The following is a 15,829-nucleotide window of genomic DNA, read 5'->3' on the forward strand; positions in this document are numbered from 1 at the left end:
AAGCACAGCCGTCGAGTGCAATTCGCACGACCGCCTTGGAGGCAATCTCATGCTCAGCTAGGCGGTCGCGCGGTGCACGTTTCTTTTCATCACTGCAGCCCAGGCAAGCTGAATGATTGTCCGGGCAGATCCGGGGTAGCGAACAAGGTCAGTTGATGTCTGCTTTGCGCTTGTAAGCTTCTACACACGTCCACGCGGCGACCACGACCGGCACCACGAGACACCACAGCCCAACCGCAAGGTACGCCAGCGCCGCTCCGATGCATCCAAGGGTGAACCCAAGCAGACTACGACTGATAGGGCCCAGGCGCTGCATGATCACCTCACGCTCCTTGCCATCTTTCAATCCCAATAATGAGAACACGTCGATCGAGGCCTGAGTGACGTTGCCCGTCATCAGGGTAGTGGGTGGGGCAGCCTTCAAATGCTGCCGCGATACCGTATTCTGGATGGCCATCGCCGCCACCCCCGTCATGCCTGTGATTAGAGCAGCTACGCTATCGCCGTCCTTGAAGGGGCCCAACCACACTGCCAGGCCAAAGAACGCTGCCAATAGCAAGGTATGGATGATCATCAGTGGGTGAAGCGACGCGAGCCCTCTTCGGTTCAGCCTCGCTGCGCTCAAGTGGGTCACGCCGACCACGATTACAAAGACAGGCAAGGCCAGTAGTTTAGCCAATGCCCCAGACGTGCCATGTACAATGCTCACGCCCAAGGTTACAAAGTTGCCCGTGACATGTGCTGTAAACAAACCTTGCAGCGCAAGGAAACCAACGGTGTCGACATAGCCACCATTAAAACTTAAGGCGGGTGCAATGGACTTGTGGATCGGCTGCATCAAGTTCTCCTTTTAGTGGCCCGTTAAGTGCCATCGACTGATTGTAGAGTAGGTACGTACGGCAGCAGGCTCAAATCGACGCCTCCCTAGGCTTGCGGTTGGCCGAGCCGTCCGCGTTGTCAGCCCTGGTCTAGCGTATTCGGGGGATGCATAAAGAAAAACCCCACAATCCAGGCAGGTATGTTTACCAAATGCGCAACAAACTAAGAAGTGGGCAAGTCATCGGGAAGGACAAGACCATTAACCTGCTGCGAGGATTGGATAAGCCTACACTGTGGATGAAAACTTCATCCGAACGGGATGACGTGCGCGCGACAATTCCTTAGTATGAATGTGCTTTTTAATGATTCGTCTGAAGGAATAAGCCTATGTCACGTCTGGTTGAGTTTCGCAAGCTGGAACAAGAGTTGGCCGCGCAGCTTGCAGAGTTGGAGGCCTTGAAAAATGACTCTGGCCTCCAGCAAGAAATGGAATTTGAAAACAAGCTGCGTGCCTTGCTGGGAGAGTACGGCTTTAGTCTTCGCAACATCATCGACATTCTCGACCCGCAAGCGAGCGTTCGTCGCACTCCGGCTCCGGTCGCCGAGAAGGCGCCTCGTAAAGCCCGCGGTGTAAAGGTGTACCGGAACCCTAACAACGACGAGATTATCGAGACGAAAGGTGGCAACCACACACGCTTGAAGCAGTGGAAGGCTGAGTTCGGTAGTGATGTAGTCGAATCCTGGCGCACTCAGTAAGCTTGATAGTAGCCGCCGCGTAGGCGGCTACTGCACCAAATCAAGCCCCCATAGCTATTGCCTCGCCGGCGTCCCTACAGGTCGCTCCTTGTCGGAAGCATCGTCTTGAGCGTCAGACTCAAAAATGGTCGACAACTCAGCCCGCGCTTCCTGGGCAGTCTGCATCACCTTGGCTTCATCGTCGCGCACCAAGTACTGGGCAGCCAGTACTTGGTCGTCGTGCTCCCTGAAGCGCTGGATCCGCCACTCTGCTTGCGCCTCTGACAGGCCTAGCCCTACTAGGGTACGGCGACTCATCTCAAGGCTGGAGAAGTAGGTCTCGCGGACAGGCTCTGCGCCGGCGTCAATGAGCTGGTGCACGTGTCGGCGATTGCGTGCACGCGCAATAATCTTGAGGTGGGGGTAGAGCTTATGCACCAACTCCGCGGTCCGGGTGTTGGTCTCGGGATCGTCGGTGGCGATTACAAAAAACTCGGCTTCGCCGACCTTTGCCGCACTTAGGATTTCCGGTCTTAGGGGATCTCCGTAGAAGATCGGGACATTGCCAAAGCTTCTGGTGAGCTCGATTGTGTCGACCGATGTGTCCAGCGCTATGAACGAGACATGCTGTGCTCGCAGAATGCGAGACACAATCTGGCCAACCCGCCCCATGCCGGCAATGACGACACGGGGGGCATCGCTCTCGATGTTCTTGTAGTGCTCCGGTACCTCGACCGCAGGCTTGGGGGGCGACTTGATCCACCGAGCGCACGCCATCAGCAAGAGAGGGGTGACAGCCATCGACAGCGTGATGGTCAACAGAAGAATGTCGTAGATGTGACCCTCGAATAGTCCCTGATTCCTGCCAATTTGGAATACGACGAAAGCGAATTCACCGCCAGCGGCGAGCACAACCCCCAAGCGCACAGCGCTCACTAGGCTCAGCCCACCCGCCAAGCGTCCCACGACCACCAGCAACGGCAGTTTGATCGCAACAAGCAGCACCACCAGCCCCAACACGACGACGGGATCTTCCAGGAGCAGCTTCAGGTTAGCGCCCATCCCCACACTGATAAAGAACAGGCCCAGCAGGAGCCCTTTAAAGGGCTGAATCTGCGACTCCAGCTCGTGCCGATATTCAGAGTCCGCCAGGAGCAGCCCTGCCAGGAAAGCTCCCAAGGCCATTGAGACGCCCGCCAGATCCATCAGCCAGGCCGTGCCAATCACAATGAGAAGAGCCGTGGCGGTGCACACCTCCGGAATGTCAGTGCGAGCGACCGCGCGAAACACGGGGCGTAGCAGATAACGGCCTCCGACAACGACAACCGCAATGCTGCCCAGGACGCGTAACCCGTGATTTAAGCTTTCCCCCGGTGCAGTATCGTGTGCGCCTGCGGCCAGCAGCGGAACAAGTGCGATCAGTGGGATTGCTGCGATGTCCTGAAACAGCAAAATAGCGAAGGCAAGCCGCCCATGTGGACTGGTCAGCTGTTTACTCTCGGCCAAACTCTGAAGTCCAAACGCTGTTGAGGAGAGCGCCAAGCCCAGTCCCAAGACCACCGAACTTGCGAGCGATTGGTTGAAGGATATAAAGGCGACGCTGGCGATAACCAATGCCGTGACCACCACTTGCGCCAGTCCGACACCAAACACTGCCTTGCGCATGACCCAAAGACGCCGCGGTGAAAGCTCTAGACCGATGACAAATAGTAGCAGCACCACCCCCAGCTCTGAGATATGTGCGACGCTTTCAGGATTACCGATCAATCCCAGCGCTTGCGGCCCAATGACTACCCCAGCCAACAGATAGCCAAGCACTGCGCCGAGACGTAATCGCTTTGTCAGCGGCACGATGAGTACTGCGGCGAACAGAAACACGACGGCCGCTTGCAAAAGGCTATCTTCAGGGGCCATGGGTGTCTCCAAAAAGCAGGGTGGGGATCAGGTTCAACGATAGCCCAATGCCAACCAAGCACACTGAGTCTGATTTGTGGGCTAATCAGGGGGAGGGGATTGCATCTTCAGCAGAGCTCGCATTTGTGCTGCAGCAAGACGACGAGTAGCCGGGTGTCTTACTTTGGCGACTGAGCCACCGGTACATGAGTTACTTCATTGCGCGGGACAGTCCTTTGAAATGATGGCTAACGCCGTACGACGCCTGTTGCCATTTGGAAATGAACAAGGGCCAGGCCGTACAGGGGAAGTATTCGCGCTCGCCGTGCGAACGCCTCATAAATAAAAAGAGCCATTACCACGGGGGAGCACGGTAATGGCCCAAGGAGCGTCGAGCAGTTGGGGGTCTCGACGCGAAGCAATGTAACAAACGAGAAAATAATGCACGAGCCCCGAACCTGGAATGCATTGTGTTCGCTGTAGCAACAATCGTGCTTTCAGTGTTCCTTAAACGAGCGAAATTCGCCTCGTTCTCACGATAGGTCAGTAGGTCATCGCCATGCGCGCGAGGCGGATAGGCAGAGCCTCGTAGGACGTCTGTATAGCGTGGCCGGACTGGACGCGGTCTAGTATTTTTTTAAGACTTACCTGCTTAAGACCGCTAAGTGCTGATCGCTTAATCAGAAAAAAATCCCAGTTATCAACCTCTGCCACCGACCTGATGATGTCCATCTGGGCTCGTGCATACCAGTGTTTTTCCGCATCTGTTGCTCGACTTGGATCGGGGTTCCAGGCGTTGTGCTGCTTTTCCAGCGCAGAACACTGGTCGTTATTAAGGTTCAGGTACGCGAACACGTAGATGTCCGACCAGTGCCCTTTCTTGAGATGCGTATTGGTGACGCAGTCATAGCCCTTGGTGTAGGAGCTACCGAAGTACTTCAATTTGGAGTAAGAGTCCTTGGACTTCACTTGGACAGTAAATTTTCTCTCGGCCATCCAGAATACCAAGTCATGTACGTCGCCTTCCATTTTTGTCGAAAAATGGGACGTCGGTATCTGGAATTTCGGGTTGGGCATCTTGAGCAGAGCTGTGTAAACCATATACTCGGCAAAGTAGCCTCGCTGCAGAGGATTGTGAAGAGCCGAATTCACCCACCCCCAGTAACGCTGCACAAAATCATGCTCCATCGGATCCCCGGATTTAGTCAGGGGCATACTACCTTCAAGCGGTTGCAACAAATTCATAAAATTTCCTTTTCTAAATTAAATTCGCAACATCCTTAAAGCCCTGCCATAAAGCAGGCGAAAAAATCAACATTCATTCACCATGCAAGTGACGGGAGAGATTGCAGGACCGCTACGAGGCTTTTATAATAATAACGAAAACAGAGTTGGCAAGCTTTTTTTTGGTTACTTTCAGGTATGTAAAATTTTTAGACCAAGCCTTCATTATACAATTCGTCAGCACGCGGCAACGCCGTGGTTTGCCATTTGCACCACGCAACCCTTAGACACTACAACCCCTGTATTCCAGCCATGGGTGGCCACCCCCCGTGCGGTTGCTTTACAGCACCAAAGCCGATCCAATAGTCCCATCCATGTAAAGGCGGAGCCCTCAATGCCAGGCTTGCCCGGAACTCAAAAACTTGATCGTGCTACCAGCGATCAATCAAGGATAAGCAAGGCCCGCGGCTTGCTGTTGACAGAAACTGCCTCCACTCATTGGTTGAACATTGGTAAATCGTTCACGATCAAGACTTGGCTCGACAAAACAGCAATAGGCGGCGCTCTACGCATGCAAAGCACTTTCGTTGATTGCCAGCCTGCGTGGTCAGAGATTGGCAAAAATCTGCTGCCAGGGATCTCGCGGTTCAATTAAATGGCAGCGATGAAAAGTACCCCATATTGGGTAGGATCAACCGTCGCGAAAGCCTTCGCTTCGGTGCCACGTTTGTGGGGGGACGACCAGGCTGGTCAAACCGAGTTATTCGAGGCGATAGCCAAGGTTAAGGTTGAGAAGAATGCGATCCCAATGCCAGCCTCAATGTACGGCTTGACGTAGTCTCCAGAAAATTCATAGATAAAGGCTGGGGATAGCGACAGGGAGTGACGACCACCTGCTTGGTCGCCTGCTTCCCAGTAGGTATATCCAGCATCCCAGGCCCCTGTCAGATGCCCCACAGAGGTTTGCCACCAGTTTTTGTCAACCCCACTCGATAGGTCATGTCACCTTGACTGGTGACGCCTACGGCGCCCGTGATATCGGTCGCCGATGCAAACGGTGCGCTCAAGAACACGCAAGTGGCCAACAGCATGGAAAGTCGTGCTTTCATTAAGTACTCCCATAAGCCGATCGAACGGAATATCCCAAACCGTGTAATTGCGATTCGGGCCTGGGGAGAATATAGAATGGGCTGACGGAAAGCGTGCTTGTATCCGCAACACTTTGTTGTACTCACTGGAACAGTTTGAAGATCAGCCATCCCCTACACGATTGAAAATCAGACGGCAACTCAACATGCTGAAGCGATTGTTGCTAAATGCCGAACAACTCATTGCTGGCGCTCGGCTCGATTTACTAAGCATTTTCTTGTTATAGTCTTTTCGTCGAGACCCGATGCTCGATGTTCGATTCCCTTTAGGGTCATTACCCCGACTCCTCGGCGAGTAATGGCCTTTTTTCTTCGAAACGTCCGCTCTGGGTCACCCATGAGTCTCGGCGCTGGCTGCCCCAGTGCTCCCACTACAGACAGAGAACAGGGTGTCAGATGGATCTATTCACTTCCATGCGTGCGTTCATCAATGTGGTGGAGACTGGCAGCTTTACGGCGGCCGGTCATGCCATGGAACTGTCGACGCCTCAAATTTCCAGGGCAGTCACTGATCTTGAAAACACGATCAATACGAGGCTCTTGCAGCGCAATACGCGAAATCAGGCCCTGACGGAAGCGGGCGCCCTGTATTTGGAGTCGTGCAAAGACATCATCGCCCGTGTTGAAGATGCCGCGGCGCAAGCAAGCCTTTCCTACATTCAACCAAAAGGCACACTCCGGGTGCGTTCGAACACCGAGCTCGGGATCGAATGCTTGATGCCGCTGGTACATCGCTACACCGACCAATTTCCCGAGGTCACGGTCGACCTGACGCTCGCGGGCGATAAGCCGAGCCTGATCGATGACAACCAGGACGTCCTGATCACATTGTCCCGCCAGTTGCCAGACTCTGATCAAGTCGCCTATCACGTGGGAAGTTTCTTCAGTGTCGTTTGCGCATCGCCCAGTTATTTGCAAACCCACGGTACTCCTCGATCACCAGCAGACCTGAACCACCACCAATGTTTGAGACTGGCGGACTCGCTGTACGCCGATCGGTGGGAGTTCAACGGTGACGAATCGCCAGTGGTCATTAAGCCTGGGCAGACATTCCGAGTGAACCAGCCAGAAGCGGTCGCGTATATGGCAGCGGCAGGTACCGGTGTTTGCGTGCTGCCAAACTTTGTTGCGTCAAAAGCTTTTTCTCAAGGCAGTCTCGTTCGAGTGCTGCCCAGCCACACCCTTCATGAGCGAAGCGTTTACGCACTGTATCCCTCGCGCCGGTTTGTCGATGCCAAAATCAAATCCTGGGTGGATGTGTTGAGAGAAGGGCTGCCAAAGGTCTTGGCTGCCCACGCGGCCGTTGTGAATACACCCAGGCTTTGGGTCGATCGTGCAGAGCGGCAAGCTCTGAGCTGACCATGGCGGTCGGGCAGGTGTAGCCATTGATTCGCATAATTTTGGAGGTTATATGTTTAGGCTGGGGTCCTTTGAGTACAAATCAAAGCAGGCGCTCCTTGATGGGATGAAAGCGTTCTTGAAGTACACACCTCCGGGACGGATCACTAATCGAGGCATGGTCAAAAAGTTACGGTTGCTGTTGTCACAGCATCCCAATGCGGTCTGCAAAATCGGCGTTGGGATTGACCACTTTTTCATCCAGCGCAATCAGCAAGGGGCAGGGAAGGGCATACGCTTCATGCGCGTGGACGGTTCCGTGGACAGTTTCTCCTACCGTAAATGTCTAGGGGACGCCTGTAGGTCTCTGTATAGGGGCGCGCGCTCGAACGCTTGAGATGAGTCACTTAACCCCTTGCAGGGCGAAGGCTTGAAACCAGCGAAGGCTTCGGCAGAAAAGAGCATTGGCTATTCCAGGGTACAGTGACCGTGCAGACTTGCGCAGGGATAAATGGCCGATTGTTTCCATTTTATGGTAGCTACATGCGTCCTCACAGCGGTCACTCGGAAAGATCCTGATACTCGTTCATAGCTTCACGCGCGAAGCGATTGCTTCAGAGTAGCAGGAAACGGAGCCAACTCTCACTTCAATCAAGCGAGGCGGACTTATAGTGGGAGCTGGCGAAATCCATCGACATCAGCCCTAAGCCGGTGAAGTAGCTGGACTAGGCTCGAAGTGCGTCGCTTTCGATAAAATTCTTGGTCGCCCAGCTATACAAGCTGCTAGATCAATAACCGCACAATCACCACTGGCGACAGCTACCTTGTGACGAAGGTCAATGAGCCAGTGAAGCTATGAATTTTTGCGCGAGCGCCAAGTGTCGATGGCGCCCGCAATCTCACTTATCAGTTGTAGCAAGCGTTGAGCGTTGGCCATTTCAGAAACCGCCCCCCCCCCGACTCGATGTCGTTTCCTATTAGGCCACTCGCTGGCAGTGGCGCAATTGGTCGATCAGCCACAGATCTCGATCGGGCGCTGCGATCACCTGCAGGCCAACAGGTAGTCCATTTACAAATCCCGCAGGGATGCTCACAGCCGGTAGTCCAGTGATGTTCCAGGTACTGGTCAAACTCAGCACGGCGTCACGCACGTTTACCATGCTCCCATCAATGGCCACCTCGCGCTGGTCTAACATCGGCGCAGTGATGGGGAGGGTGGGCATGACCAGGACGTCGAAGTCATCAAAATAGCGCGTGATAGCTGCGGTTAGCTCTTGTCGCGCACTCATGGCGGTAACGTACGCCTCCTCTTTGACCGAAGCTGACATCCGCAAGCGCTCAAGCACCTCCGCCTCAAAAAGCTCCGGGCGTTCCGCAACCCGTTGCGCGTGAACCTCATAAGCTTCCCGTCGCTGAATATCTGCCATCGCGACTCTCAGGGGCGTGATCATATCCTCGATTCCCTGGATAACCTCGAGGTTGCCGAACAGCTTCTGAGCATGCAGTTTAATTGAACTCGTGACCAGCCGATCGGCCGGCCCGAAGCTGTGGACATCAATCCAGCCTGCGCGAAGCCCGGCGATAGGAGCATGCTCGGCGTCAGATTGGCCGCTGATGGTACTGAACGCAATCGCAACATCCTCCAGGTTGTTGCCGATAGGGCCGACATGATCCAGGGTCTTCGACAGCGGGAATACGCCCTCCATTGGAACAGTGCCAACGCCAGGCTTGAAGCCCACGGCCCCGCTGAGCCCTGAGGGAATCCTGATCGAGCCACCGGTGTCCGTGCCTATGGCCAGCGGCACCAAGCCTGCGGCCACGGCCGCGGCGCTGCCGGCGCTTGAGCCCCCGGTCATCCTGGATAAGTCCCAGGGGTTGTGCGTTGCACCCTGGGCGGAACGATCACCCGTGGGGCCGAACGCGAACTCATGGGTCAGGGTTTTACCCACAACGATAGCGCCTGCTTCCCGCAGACGAGCCACACATGCCGCATCCTTCGTTGGTCGATGGTTGGCAAAGTGTGCCGAACCATAAGTCGTCGGCATATCAAATGTGTCGATGTTGTCCTTGATCGCAATGGGAATGCCATGAAGCGGCCCATGATCTCGGCCAGCACGAAGCTCCGAGTCCGCCCATGCCGCTTGATCAAGCGCCCCTTGGGCGTCTACATGCACAAAAGCATTAAGGCAAGGATTCAGCTTCGTGATGCTATCAAGAGACGCTTGTGTCAGCTCGATGCACGTCACGTCACCTGCACGAAGCCGTCGGCCTAGCTCTACAACCGATGCACCATGGAAAAAGCCAGGGTTATGGGGCAGTACTGATTCCATTGATTGGTTACTCCATCACGCTACGTGTAGTGGGTGCTGAGGTTGGCTGGCGAAGTCCGGGACGGACCATCAGCATTGCCGCCATGCCGATTGCCGTGGCAACCGCGGCTGCGGTGAACATGGCCGAGTAGCCGTAGGAGGCTGTCAGGTAGCCAGTCAGCATGGGGGCTATGAATGACGCTGTGTTCGCAATGAAATGGGTTAGGCCGCTGTAGGTACCTACCCGGTTGGTCGGCGAGCTATCAATGACGATGGCCCAGTACACGGAATTGGGTAGCGCGTTGAAAGCATTTGCCAACGTCATCAGTGCGATGACGCCAAACACACTGTGTGCCTGTGACACCATGACGAAACAGGCAGTGGTCAGTAGCAAGCACGCTGCGGCTAGGCAGCTGCGCGAGACCACCAGGCTCCCGGTGCGGCGCAGCAACCAGTCGGAAATCTTCCCTCCCAGCAGTACTGTAAAGCAGGCCCCAACCCAAGGAATCATGCCCATGTACCAGAGCGAGGACATGTTGTAGTGAAACTCGTCCTGCAGGTATTTGGGTGTCCAACTCAGCAGCAGGAAGGTCACGTAGACGAATGAAAAATAACCGACCGCGTTGAGTATGAGGTTCTTGTTCTGAAAGAAACTCCACCAGGGCAGCGTCGTCTCTGCTGAGCCATGTGTCGGCAGCTGTTCTACACGACCTTGACGCAGAAACTCGCGCTCGGCCTGGGTGACCCGCGGGTTATCGTCCGGATGGTCAGTGAAGCGACGCATGAAGAACACAAGCAGCAAGAGGCTTACGACACCCAGAATGACGAACATGCTGCGCCAGTTGCCTGTCAGCGTTTGCAGGCCGACGGCAATAGGAGCGGTCAACAATGCCCCAAGCGGGGTGCTGAGCAAGCCAACTGACACCACAAACCCGCGCTCTTTGGTGGTCGCCCAATTGCCTACGCTTTTGTTGATCACCGAGTACGCAGGGCCTTCCGAGAATCCAAACAGAATTCGGATGGTGGCAAAGCCAACTAGCGCAGAGCCACCTGCCAGCGCCGTCCCCAGATCACCCGCAAACGCGGTGCTGATTTCGAAAACAGACCACGCGCCTCCCGCTACCATCCAAACCTTCCGGGGGCCAAAGCGATCCGCCAGAATGCCTCCACACAACGCGCCCAGAATGTAGCCATAGCCGAAGTAACCGAGGAGGGCGCCCCAGTCTTCTTTATTAAATCCGTACTCGGGGAGGATGCTGGCGGCAGCGTAGGAAATGGCGCCGCGGTCGATATAGTTGAGCAGCGCCATCAGCATGATCAGAACGAAAATGTGATAGCGATAGCGAGGGGATTGACCTTTCATTGGCGTTCCTGGAAGAGGTAACGGCAGGGTGTCAAAAGCCGGTTGGCCAAACCGGGAGGCTAGCAATTTTTCTAGTTATCTATCGTGACCCAAACGTTTGGGTTGCCTGGAATCTAACAGCGTATTTTTTGTGAGTCAAACGTTTGGGTAGAGGACTTTCTTGCATATTTTCCGTTGTATGTGTACAAAAATACCAAACTACCGCTGGCATCCGCTCATGCTTGACACCCCCAAACGCCCTACGTTGAAGTCAATGGCTGCCGAGCTCGGCATTCATGTTTCCACGCTATCGAGGGTGCTCAACGGGGACGCTTCAGCCGTGACGAAGGCGGCATCACCAGACGTGATTGAGCGGATTCGTCAGCTTGCCGCAGAGCGCAACTACAAACCCAACATCCAGGCGACGGCCTTGCGTCTTCAACGCAGCCAGGAAATAGGGATATTGATGCCGCGTATGACCGACCTGGTGATGGCGACCCTCTATGAAGGCATCGATGCCGCAGCGGATGGTGCGGGCTATATGACCTTCGTCTCGAATACACTCGACGAACCGGCCAGGCAGCGAGCACTGATCGATCGCAATCTTCGCCGGCAAGTTGCGGGTCTGATCATCGGGGATTCACACCTGGGCTCAGGGGAGGCTTTGCTGGCAAACCTGCGCGATCGCAACGTCCCTTATGTACTGATCAGTCGTCGACAGCCAGGCCATCCAACGGTTGCGTGCGATGATTTTCTCGGAGGCCGACTGGCTGCCGAGCACTTGCACGCGATAGGTTGCCGAAACGTGGCAGTGCTGGCAGGGGAGCGCTTTGCATCGACCGGGGCCGACCGAACCAGTGGTTTCATCTCGTTCTTCAGTGAGAAGGGCATCGAGGTTTCCGCAGATCGCATTCTGCATGGTCGCTTCGACACCCAAGAGGGCCGCCGACAAGGGCAGCACCTGCTGAGCTTGGACCGATCAATCGACGGTGTATTTGCGGTCAATGACTTCCTTGCCATTGGATTGATGGGCGCCATTCGTGAAGCCGACCTGAGGCTAGGCACGGATGTCGCAGTCGTTGGGTTCAATGACACCCCGTTGGCCGCGCAATTGCCTATCCCATTGAGTAGCGTACGACTTCCGCTGCATGAAATGGGGAACATGGCCTTCCAAGCCCTGCTGGCCAGGATAGAGGGGAGTGAGGTGGAGTCGATTCTGGTAACGCCAGCGCTCAGCGTTCGTGAAAGCTCCGCGATGTTCAACCGCAGGTGAACCGAGAATCGATGGGGCGCGCGGCGAGTGCCCCTGAACAAAGCGACCACGTCAAGCTGTCGCCAGACAATACACCCCATCCAGGTCGTATGGAGCCGGCTTCGAGGACGACCGACGCCACTATCCCCACGCCTGCGCTTGCTCAATAAAATGCAGCACAGCACTCGAGCGCTCATCAATCCTGGAAATCAGAGACAGTTCGCTCACCATTTCCGGCATATCCAGAGCGAAAAGATGCACACCGGGCATAGTCAACCGCGCCAAGGGCTCAGGGACGATACTGATGCCAATCCCCGCAGCCACCAGGCCAGGAATGCTCATCAACGAGGGCACGTAGAAAATGTTGTCGGGATGCAACTGGTTCAGTCGACATGCTTGAAGCGTGTGTGAGGTCAAGCCGATACCCGTGGGATCTTGCAGGAAGACGAATTTCTCCCCTCGCAGGGCCGTCAAGTCACCCTTGAAGCGTGTGGCCAGTGGGTTGTTGTCCGGGATCAATAACACCAGGCGCGATTGACTGAAGTGGTGGGTACGCAGTCGATCAGGCAGGTGGTCTTTGAAAACACGCGCGAATGCCAGATCAATTTTGTGCTCCAGCAACATCTCAAATTGTGCGCGAATGCCGGCGTCGACGAGTGAAACCTTGATGCCGGGGAACGTGGTGAAGTAGTGCCGAAGCAGTTGCGGGAGGTTGTGTTCAAAAAGCGCTGAGTGATAGCCAATGCTGATTTCGCCAACCTCTCCGCGCCGGGCACGGCGGGCGGCGGCAACCGCCAGCTCGCTGGACGCGATGGATTGCTGTGCATGAGGCACGAATGCCATGCCTGCGGCAGTCAATACCACGCCCCGATTCTCCCGTCGAAATAGCGACAGCCCGAGCTCTTTTTCCAGTGACCTGATGAGCTGGCTCAGGGCTGGCTGGGCAATGCCCAATTGTTCAGCGGCCTGACTGAAATGCTGGAGCTGCGCCGCGACGACAAAGGCTTTTAGATGACGAAGCTCCATAGATCAACCCATAAGGCAGGCTTATTGAAATGTTCGGTTTTCGATAATTATTCTGCAAGCGCTCTGCGCTAATGTCTACTCACTGCGTGTACTTGGCAGCAAGCACCCCATTCATCCCGGGCTGGCTCCTATAACAACAACGATGAGCACGACTATGAGCACACAAATTAGTACACCTTCTGATCCAAGCATGTCGCGTAGAGCCGTCACGGCAGCAACCATCGGCACAGCGCTCGAGTGGTTCGATTTCACGCTGTACGGCGCGGTTTCAGCGACCGTCCTCCCCAAGCTGTTTTTCCCTGCCATGGAACCCACCGCTGGCCTGCTTGCCTCGCTCGCCACCTTCGGCGTCGGCTTGGCAGCACGGCCGTTAGGCGCGATAACCTGCGGTTACCTGGGAGACAAGTTGGGCCGTCGCAACTTGATGCTGGCGACCGTGACGATGATGGGGCTGGCCTCCGTGCTGATGGGCTTGCTCCCAACGTACAGCCAGGTCGGCGTCTGGGCGCCAGTGCTGTTGGTGCTGCTGCGCATCATCCAGGGCTTCGCTCTGGGAGGGGAGTCGACAGGCGCGCAGCTGATGGCGCTGGAACATGCTTCCTCCGACCGCCGTGGTCGTTATTCGGGATTGCTGGGCTTGTGCTCACCCTTGAGTCAGATCCTCGCGAACGCAGTCTTGATGGCGCTGGCAGCAATCCTCAGCGCGGAGCAGTTCGAAAGCTTTGGCTGGCGTATCCCTTTTCTACTGAGCTTTGTCCTGGTGGTAGTCGCCATCTTCATACGCCTGAAGGTCGATGAAACCCCCGCTTTCGTCGCACTGAAAAACACAGCGAAAGAGAAGGTGCGCAGCCCTCTGAAAGCCGCGTTGGGCAGTCACTGGAAAACCATCGTCAGGCTGATGCTGTTCTTCTGCTCGCCGGCCGCGCTGTTCTACCTGATCGTGATTTTCTCCCTCAGCTACCTGACCAAACACCTGGGACTCACCCAGTCCATGGGGTTCATGTCGCTGATGGTGGCCAACATCTGTGCCATCGTGGGGGCTCTCGCGGGCGGTTATCTGTCGGATCGTTGGGGACGCAAGAAAGCGCTCGCATTTGGATCATGCATGACGCTGCTGATCCTGACGGTTTACTTCCCCATTTTGAACACCCAGAACATCGCGTCGATCATGGCAATCATGGGGCTGTTCCTGGGCTTCACTCAGTTTCAGAGCGGTATCCAGCCCGTTGCGTTCGCTGAAGCCTTTCCTACTCAAGTCCGCTACTCCGGCTCGGCGTTGGCCTACACCGGCGCCAATCTGCTCGTCGGCGGGCCAATGCCCATGATCGCTGTCTGGCTGATGAGCCAATCGGGCAATTCGCCTTGGCCACTGGTATCGCTATGTGCCGTGATCAATCTGGTGTCGCTGGCCATGATCGTGATCGGGCCGGAAACGCGCGGGATCGACCTGAATCACGTGGCCGATGGGGCAAGCCAGGACGCCGCACCTAACGTACTTCTTTCCAAGCAACTTGGCGGACAACCATGAATCGCACAGTCTTTATCCTGAACGGCCCGAACCTGAACCTCCTGGGGCGTCGGGAGCCAGATATCTACGGCTACACAACACTCGACGAAATCCGAGCAGCCAGCTTGGCGACTGCAGCCGAGCTGGATCTGCGATGCGAGTTCCGCCAAACCAACCACGAAGGCGTGATGGTGGATTGGCTGCAGGATGCGTTTGAACAGCAAGCAGCGGTCATCATCAACCCGGCGGGCTTTTCATTTCACTCCATTGCGGTACTTGATGCGCTGAAGCTGATCCAGGCGCCCTTGATCGAGCTGCATTTGTCGAATATTCATGCCCGTGATGAACTCCATCGTCACTCGATCATGTCAGGCGTTGTAAATGCAGTAATTTGCGGGCTGGGTGCGACTGGTTACCCACTTGCGCTGAGGGCGGTTGCACAACTGCTGACGCGCGACGAGTACGCCTCATAGCACCATGAAGCACTTTTCGTAGCCCTGGCGGCCTGGAGGGTCGCTTGGTAATAGAAAAGGGGGCAGGCTCCAGCATCGTGTTCAAAGACCTGCGTACCCCCGTGATAATGAACGCGATGCTAACTCTTGAAATCGGTCAAAAAGTCTAAAACCGAGTCAGACTCTTTCGAGCACGGCGACCGATAGTAGCAATCCCAGTAGCTGATCATGCGGCTTCGCGTGGCTGGGAAAAACTTGGGGTTCTCCCGAATGAAGGCGTCGAAGAGCAGGGGGGAAACCTTCGAAACTGGGTTTCACAAGTGTTGAGGTCTCCCATGCCGACTTGGTGATCAAGGCCCTGGACATGGCATACGAGCAGCGGGGTCGCCCACAAGCGATCAGGGCAGCCAATATGGCAGCCGGATTATCCGCCAACGGTTGTGGCGCTACCGCTTTAAACAGAGCATGGGCCGGCGCGGAAACTACAATGACAACGCCCCGATGGAGCGTTTGTCTCTGAGCCTGAAAACGGAGTGGATACCGGCAGTGGGTTACCTGAGCGCGCCACTGGCCCAGCGGGATACCGGTCGGTTCATGATGAGCGGTACAACTGGCAAAGGCCGCATCAGTTCAACGAACGCTTAGGCGACTGCCGTTGCCGAGGAAAAACTTAACGCAGTGTCACCGTCCCACGTAGTCTTGCAGCAACTGGTGGCAGCGCTGCCATGGTGCGGCAAGGTGATTACTGGCTAATGAGGCACGTCCTGGCAGTGCGCTTAGCTGC

The 15,829-nt window shown here is 55.7% G+C and carries 13 protein-coding genes and 2 pseudogenes; 8 read left to right on the forward strand and 7 right to left on the reverse strand.

Annotated features, from left to right (window positions below):
- Window positions 1-148 precede the first annotated feature (148 nt).
- Window positions 149-838, reverse strand: a complete 690-nt coding sequence (locus QBK88_RS15545) for a YoaK family protein (RefSeq protein WP_277962718.1) — start codon at window positions 836-838, stop codon at window positions 149-151.
- Window positions 839-1,206: 368 nt separating this feature from the next.
- Between QBK88_RS15545 and QBK88_RS15550 the strand changes: the two genes are divergently transcribed.
- On the forward strand, window positions 1,207-1,575 hold the full coding sequence (locus QBK88_RS15550; protein ID WP_277962719.1) for a histone-like nucleoid-structuring protein, MvaT/MvaU family: 369 nt from the start codon (window positions 1,207-1,209) through the stop codon (window positions 1,573-1,575).
- 54 nt (window positions 1,576-1,629) lie between these two features.
- Here the strand turns inward: QBK88_RS15550 and QBK88_RS15555 are convergent, their stop codons facing one another.
- Together QBK88_RS15555 and QBK88_RS15560 are read right to left on the reverse strand one after the other, a co-directional pair.
- On the reverse strand, window positions 1,630-3,468 hold the full coding sequence (locus tag QBK88_RS15555; RefSeq protein ID WP_277962720.1) for a monovalent cation:proton antiporter-2 (CPA2) family protein: 1,839 nt from the start codon (window positions 3,466-3,468) through the stop codon (window positions 1,630-1,632).
- A gap of 522 nt (window positions 3,469-3,990) precedes the next feature.
- A complete protein-coding gene (locus QBK88_RS15560; RefSeq protein WP_277962721.1) occupies window positions 3,991-4,692 on the reverse strand; it encodes a hypothetical protein in 702 nt (233 codons plus the stop codon).
- A gap of 373 nt (window positions 4,693-5,065) precedes the next feature.
- On the opposite strand from QBK88_RS15560, the gene QBK88_RS15565 reads away from it, so the two are divergent.
- Window positions 5,066-5,326, forward strand: a complete 261-nt coding sequence (locus QBK88_RS15565; RefSeq protein WP_277962722.1) for a hypothetical protein — start codon at window positions 5,066-5,068, stop codon at window positions 5,324-5,326.
- Between the two features lie 134 nt (window positions 5,327-5,460).
- On the opposite strand, the pseudogene QBK88_RS15570 reads toward QBK88_RS15565, so the two are convergent.
- Window positions 5,461-5,780: pseudogene (locus tag QBK88_RS15570) on the reverse strand (acyloxyacyl hydrolase); the annotation flags it as partial.
- A 453-nt stretch (window positions 5,781-6,233) separates the two neighbouring features.
- Between QBK88_RS15570 and QBK88_RS15575 the strand changes: the two are divergent.
- Both QBK88_RS15575 and QBK88_RS30910 read left to right on the forward strand, forming a co-directional pair.
- Window positions 6,234-7,178 (forward strand): LysR family transcriptional regulator, encoded by a 945-nt coding sequence (locus tag QBK88_RS15575; RefSeq protein WP_445764944.1) that lies wholly within the window; start codon window positions 6,234-6,236, stop codon window positions 7,176-7,178.
- A gap of 157 nt (window positions 7,179-7,335) precedes the next feature.
- On the forward strand, window positions 7,336-7,554 hold the full coding sequence (locus QBK88_RS30910; protein ID WP_445764946.1) for a DUF3223 domain-containing protein: 219 nt from the start codon (window positions 7,336-7,338) through the stop codon (window positions 7,552-7,554).
- A 580-nt stretch (window positions 7,555-8,134) separates the two neighbouring features.
- On the opposite strand, the gene QBK88_RS15580 is transcribed toward QBK88_RS30910, so the two are convergent.
- Window positions 8,135-9,487, reverse strand: coding sequence for an amidase (locus QBK88_RS15580; protein WP_277962724.1), 1,353 nt, complete (start codon window positions 9,485-9,487; stop codon window positions 8,135-8,137).
- A gap of 7 nt (window positions 9,488-9,494) precedes the next feature.
- Window positions 9,495-10,829 (reverse strand): MFS transporter, encoded by a 1,335-nt coding sequence (locus QBK88_RS15585; RefSeq protein ID WP_277962725.1) that lies wholly within the window; start codon window positions 10,827-10,829, stop codon window positions 9,495-9,497.
- Window positions 10,830-11,046: 217 nt separating this feature from the next.
- Between QBK88_RS15585 and QBK88_RS15590 the strand changes: the two genes are divergently transcribed.
- Window positions 11,047-12,081, forward strand: coding sequence for a substrate-binding domain-containing protein (locus tag QBK88_RS15590; RefSeq protein ID WP_277962726.1), 1,035 nt, complete (start codon window positions 11,047-11,049; stop codon window positions 12,079-12,081).
- 120 nt (window positions 12,082-12,201) lie between these two features.
- On the opposite strand, the gene QBK88_RS15595 is transcribed toward QBK88_RS15590, so the two are convergent.
- Window positions 12,202-13,086, reverse strand: a complete 885-nt coding sequence (locus QBK88_RS15595; protein WP_277962727.1) for a LysR family transcriptional regulator — start codon at window positions 13,084-13,086, stop codon at window positions 12,202-12,204.
- Between the two features lie 154 nt (window positions 13,087-13,240).
- Here QBK88_RS15595 and QBK88_RS15600 point away from each other — a divergent pair, with 154 nt between their 5' ends.
- The 3 genes and pseudogenes from QBK88_RS15600 to QBK88_RS15610 form a co-directional block, all read left to right on the forward strand.
- Window positions 13,241-14,614, forward strand: coding sequence for an MFS transporter (locus QBK88_RS15600; protein ID WP_277962728.1), 1,374 nt, complete (start codon window positions 13,241-13,243; stop codon window positions 14,612-14,614).
- The gene (locus tag QBK88_RS15605) at window positions 14,611-15,066 is read left to right on the forward strand and encodes a type II 3-dehydroquinate dehydratase (protein WP_277962729.1); all 456 of its coding nucleotides are present in this window, start codon (window positions 14,611-14,613) and stop codon (window positions 15,064-15,066) included. Before QBK88_RS15600 ends, QBK88_RS15605 begins: the two co-directional genes overlap by 4 nt.
- A gap of 316 nt (window positions 15,067-15,382) precedes the next feature.
- Window positions 15,383-15,729 (forward strand): annotated as a pseudogene (locus tag QBK88_RS15610) (integrase core domain-containing protein); the annotation flags it as partial.
- Between the last annotated feature and the right edge of the window lie 100 nt (window positions 15,730-15,829).

This window comes from Pseudomonas sp. RIT-To-2 (assembly GCF_029623465.1).
In the GTDB taxonomy this organism is placed as follows: Bacteria; Pseudomonadota; Gammaproteobacteria; order Pseudomonadales; family Pseudomonadaceae; genus Aquipseudomonas; species Aquipseudomonas silvicola.

Coding starts and splice junctions, on each gene's coding strand:
- QBK88_RS15545 (WP_277962718.1), bottom strand. CDS start 838: ATGCAGCCGATCCACAAGTCCATTGCACCCGCCTTAAGTTTTAATGGT.
- QBK88_RS15550 (WP_277962719.1), top strand. CDS start 1,207: ATGTCACGTCTGGTTGAGTTTCGCAAGCTGGAACAAGAGTTGGCCGCG.
- QBK88_RS15555 (WP_277962720.1), bottom strand. CDS start 3,468: ATGGCCCCTGAAGATAGCCTTTTGCAAGCGGCCGTCGTGTTTCTGTTC.
- QBK88_RS15560 (WP_277962721.1), bottom strand. CDS start 4,692: ATGAATTTGTTGCAACCGCTTGAAGGTAGTATGCCCCTGACTAAATCC.
- QBK88_RS15565 (WP_277962722.1), top strand. CDS start 5,066: ATGCCAGGCTTGCCCGGAACTCAAAAACTTGATCGTGCTACCAGCGAT.
- QBK88_RS15575 (WP_445764944.1), top strand. CDS start 6,234: ATGCGTGCGTTCATCAATGTGGTGGAGACTGGCAGCTTTACGGCGGCC.
- QBK88_RS30910 (WP_445764946.1), top strand. CDS start 7,336: ATGGTCAAAAAGTTACGGTTGCTGTTGTCACAGCATCCCAATGCGGTC.
- QBK88_RS15580 (WP_277962724.1), bottom strand. CDS start 9,487: ATGGAATCAGTACTGCCCCATAACCCTGGCTTTTTCCATGGTGCATCG.
- QBK88_RS15585 (WP_277962725.1), bottom strand. CDS start 10,829: ATGAAAGGTCAATCCCCTCGCTATCGCTATCACATTTTCGTTCTGATC.
- QBK88_RS15590 (WP_277962726.1), top strand. CDS start 11,047: ATGCTTGACACCCCCAAACGCCCTACGTTGAAGTCAATGGCTGCCGAG.
- QBK88_RS15595 (WP_277962727.1), bottom strand. CDS start 13,086: ATGGAGCTTCGTCATCTAAAAGCCTTTGTCGTCGCGGCGCAGCTCCAG.
- QBK88_RS15600 (WP_277962728.1), top strand. CDS start 13,241: ATGAGCACACAAATTAGTACACCTTCTGATCCAAGCATGTCGCGTAGA.
- QBK88_RS15605 (WP_277962729.1), top strand. CDS start 14,611: ATGAATCGCACAGTCTTTATCCTGAACGGCCCGAACCTGAACCTCCTG.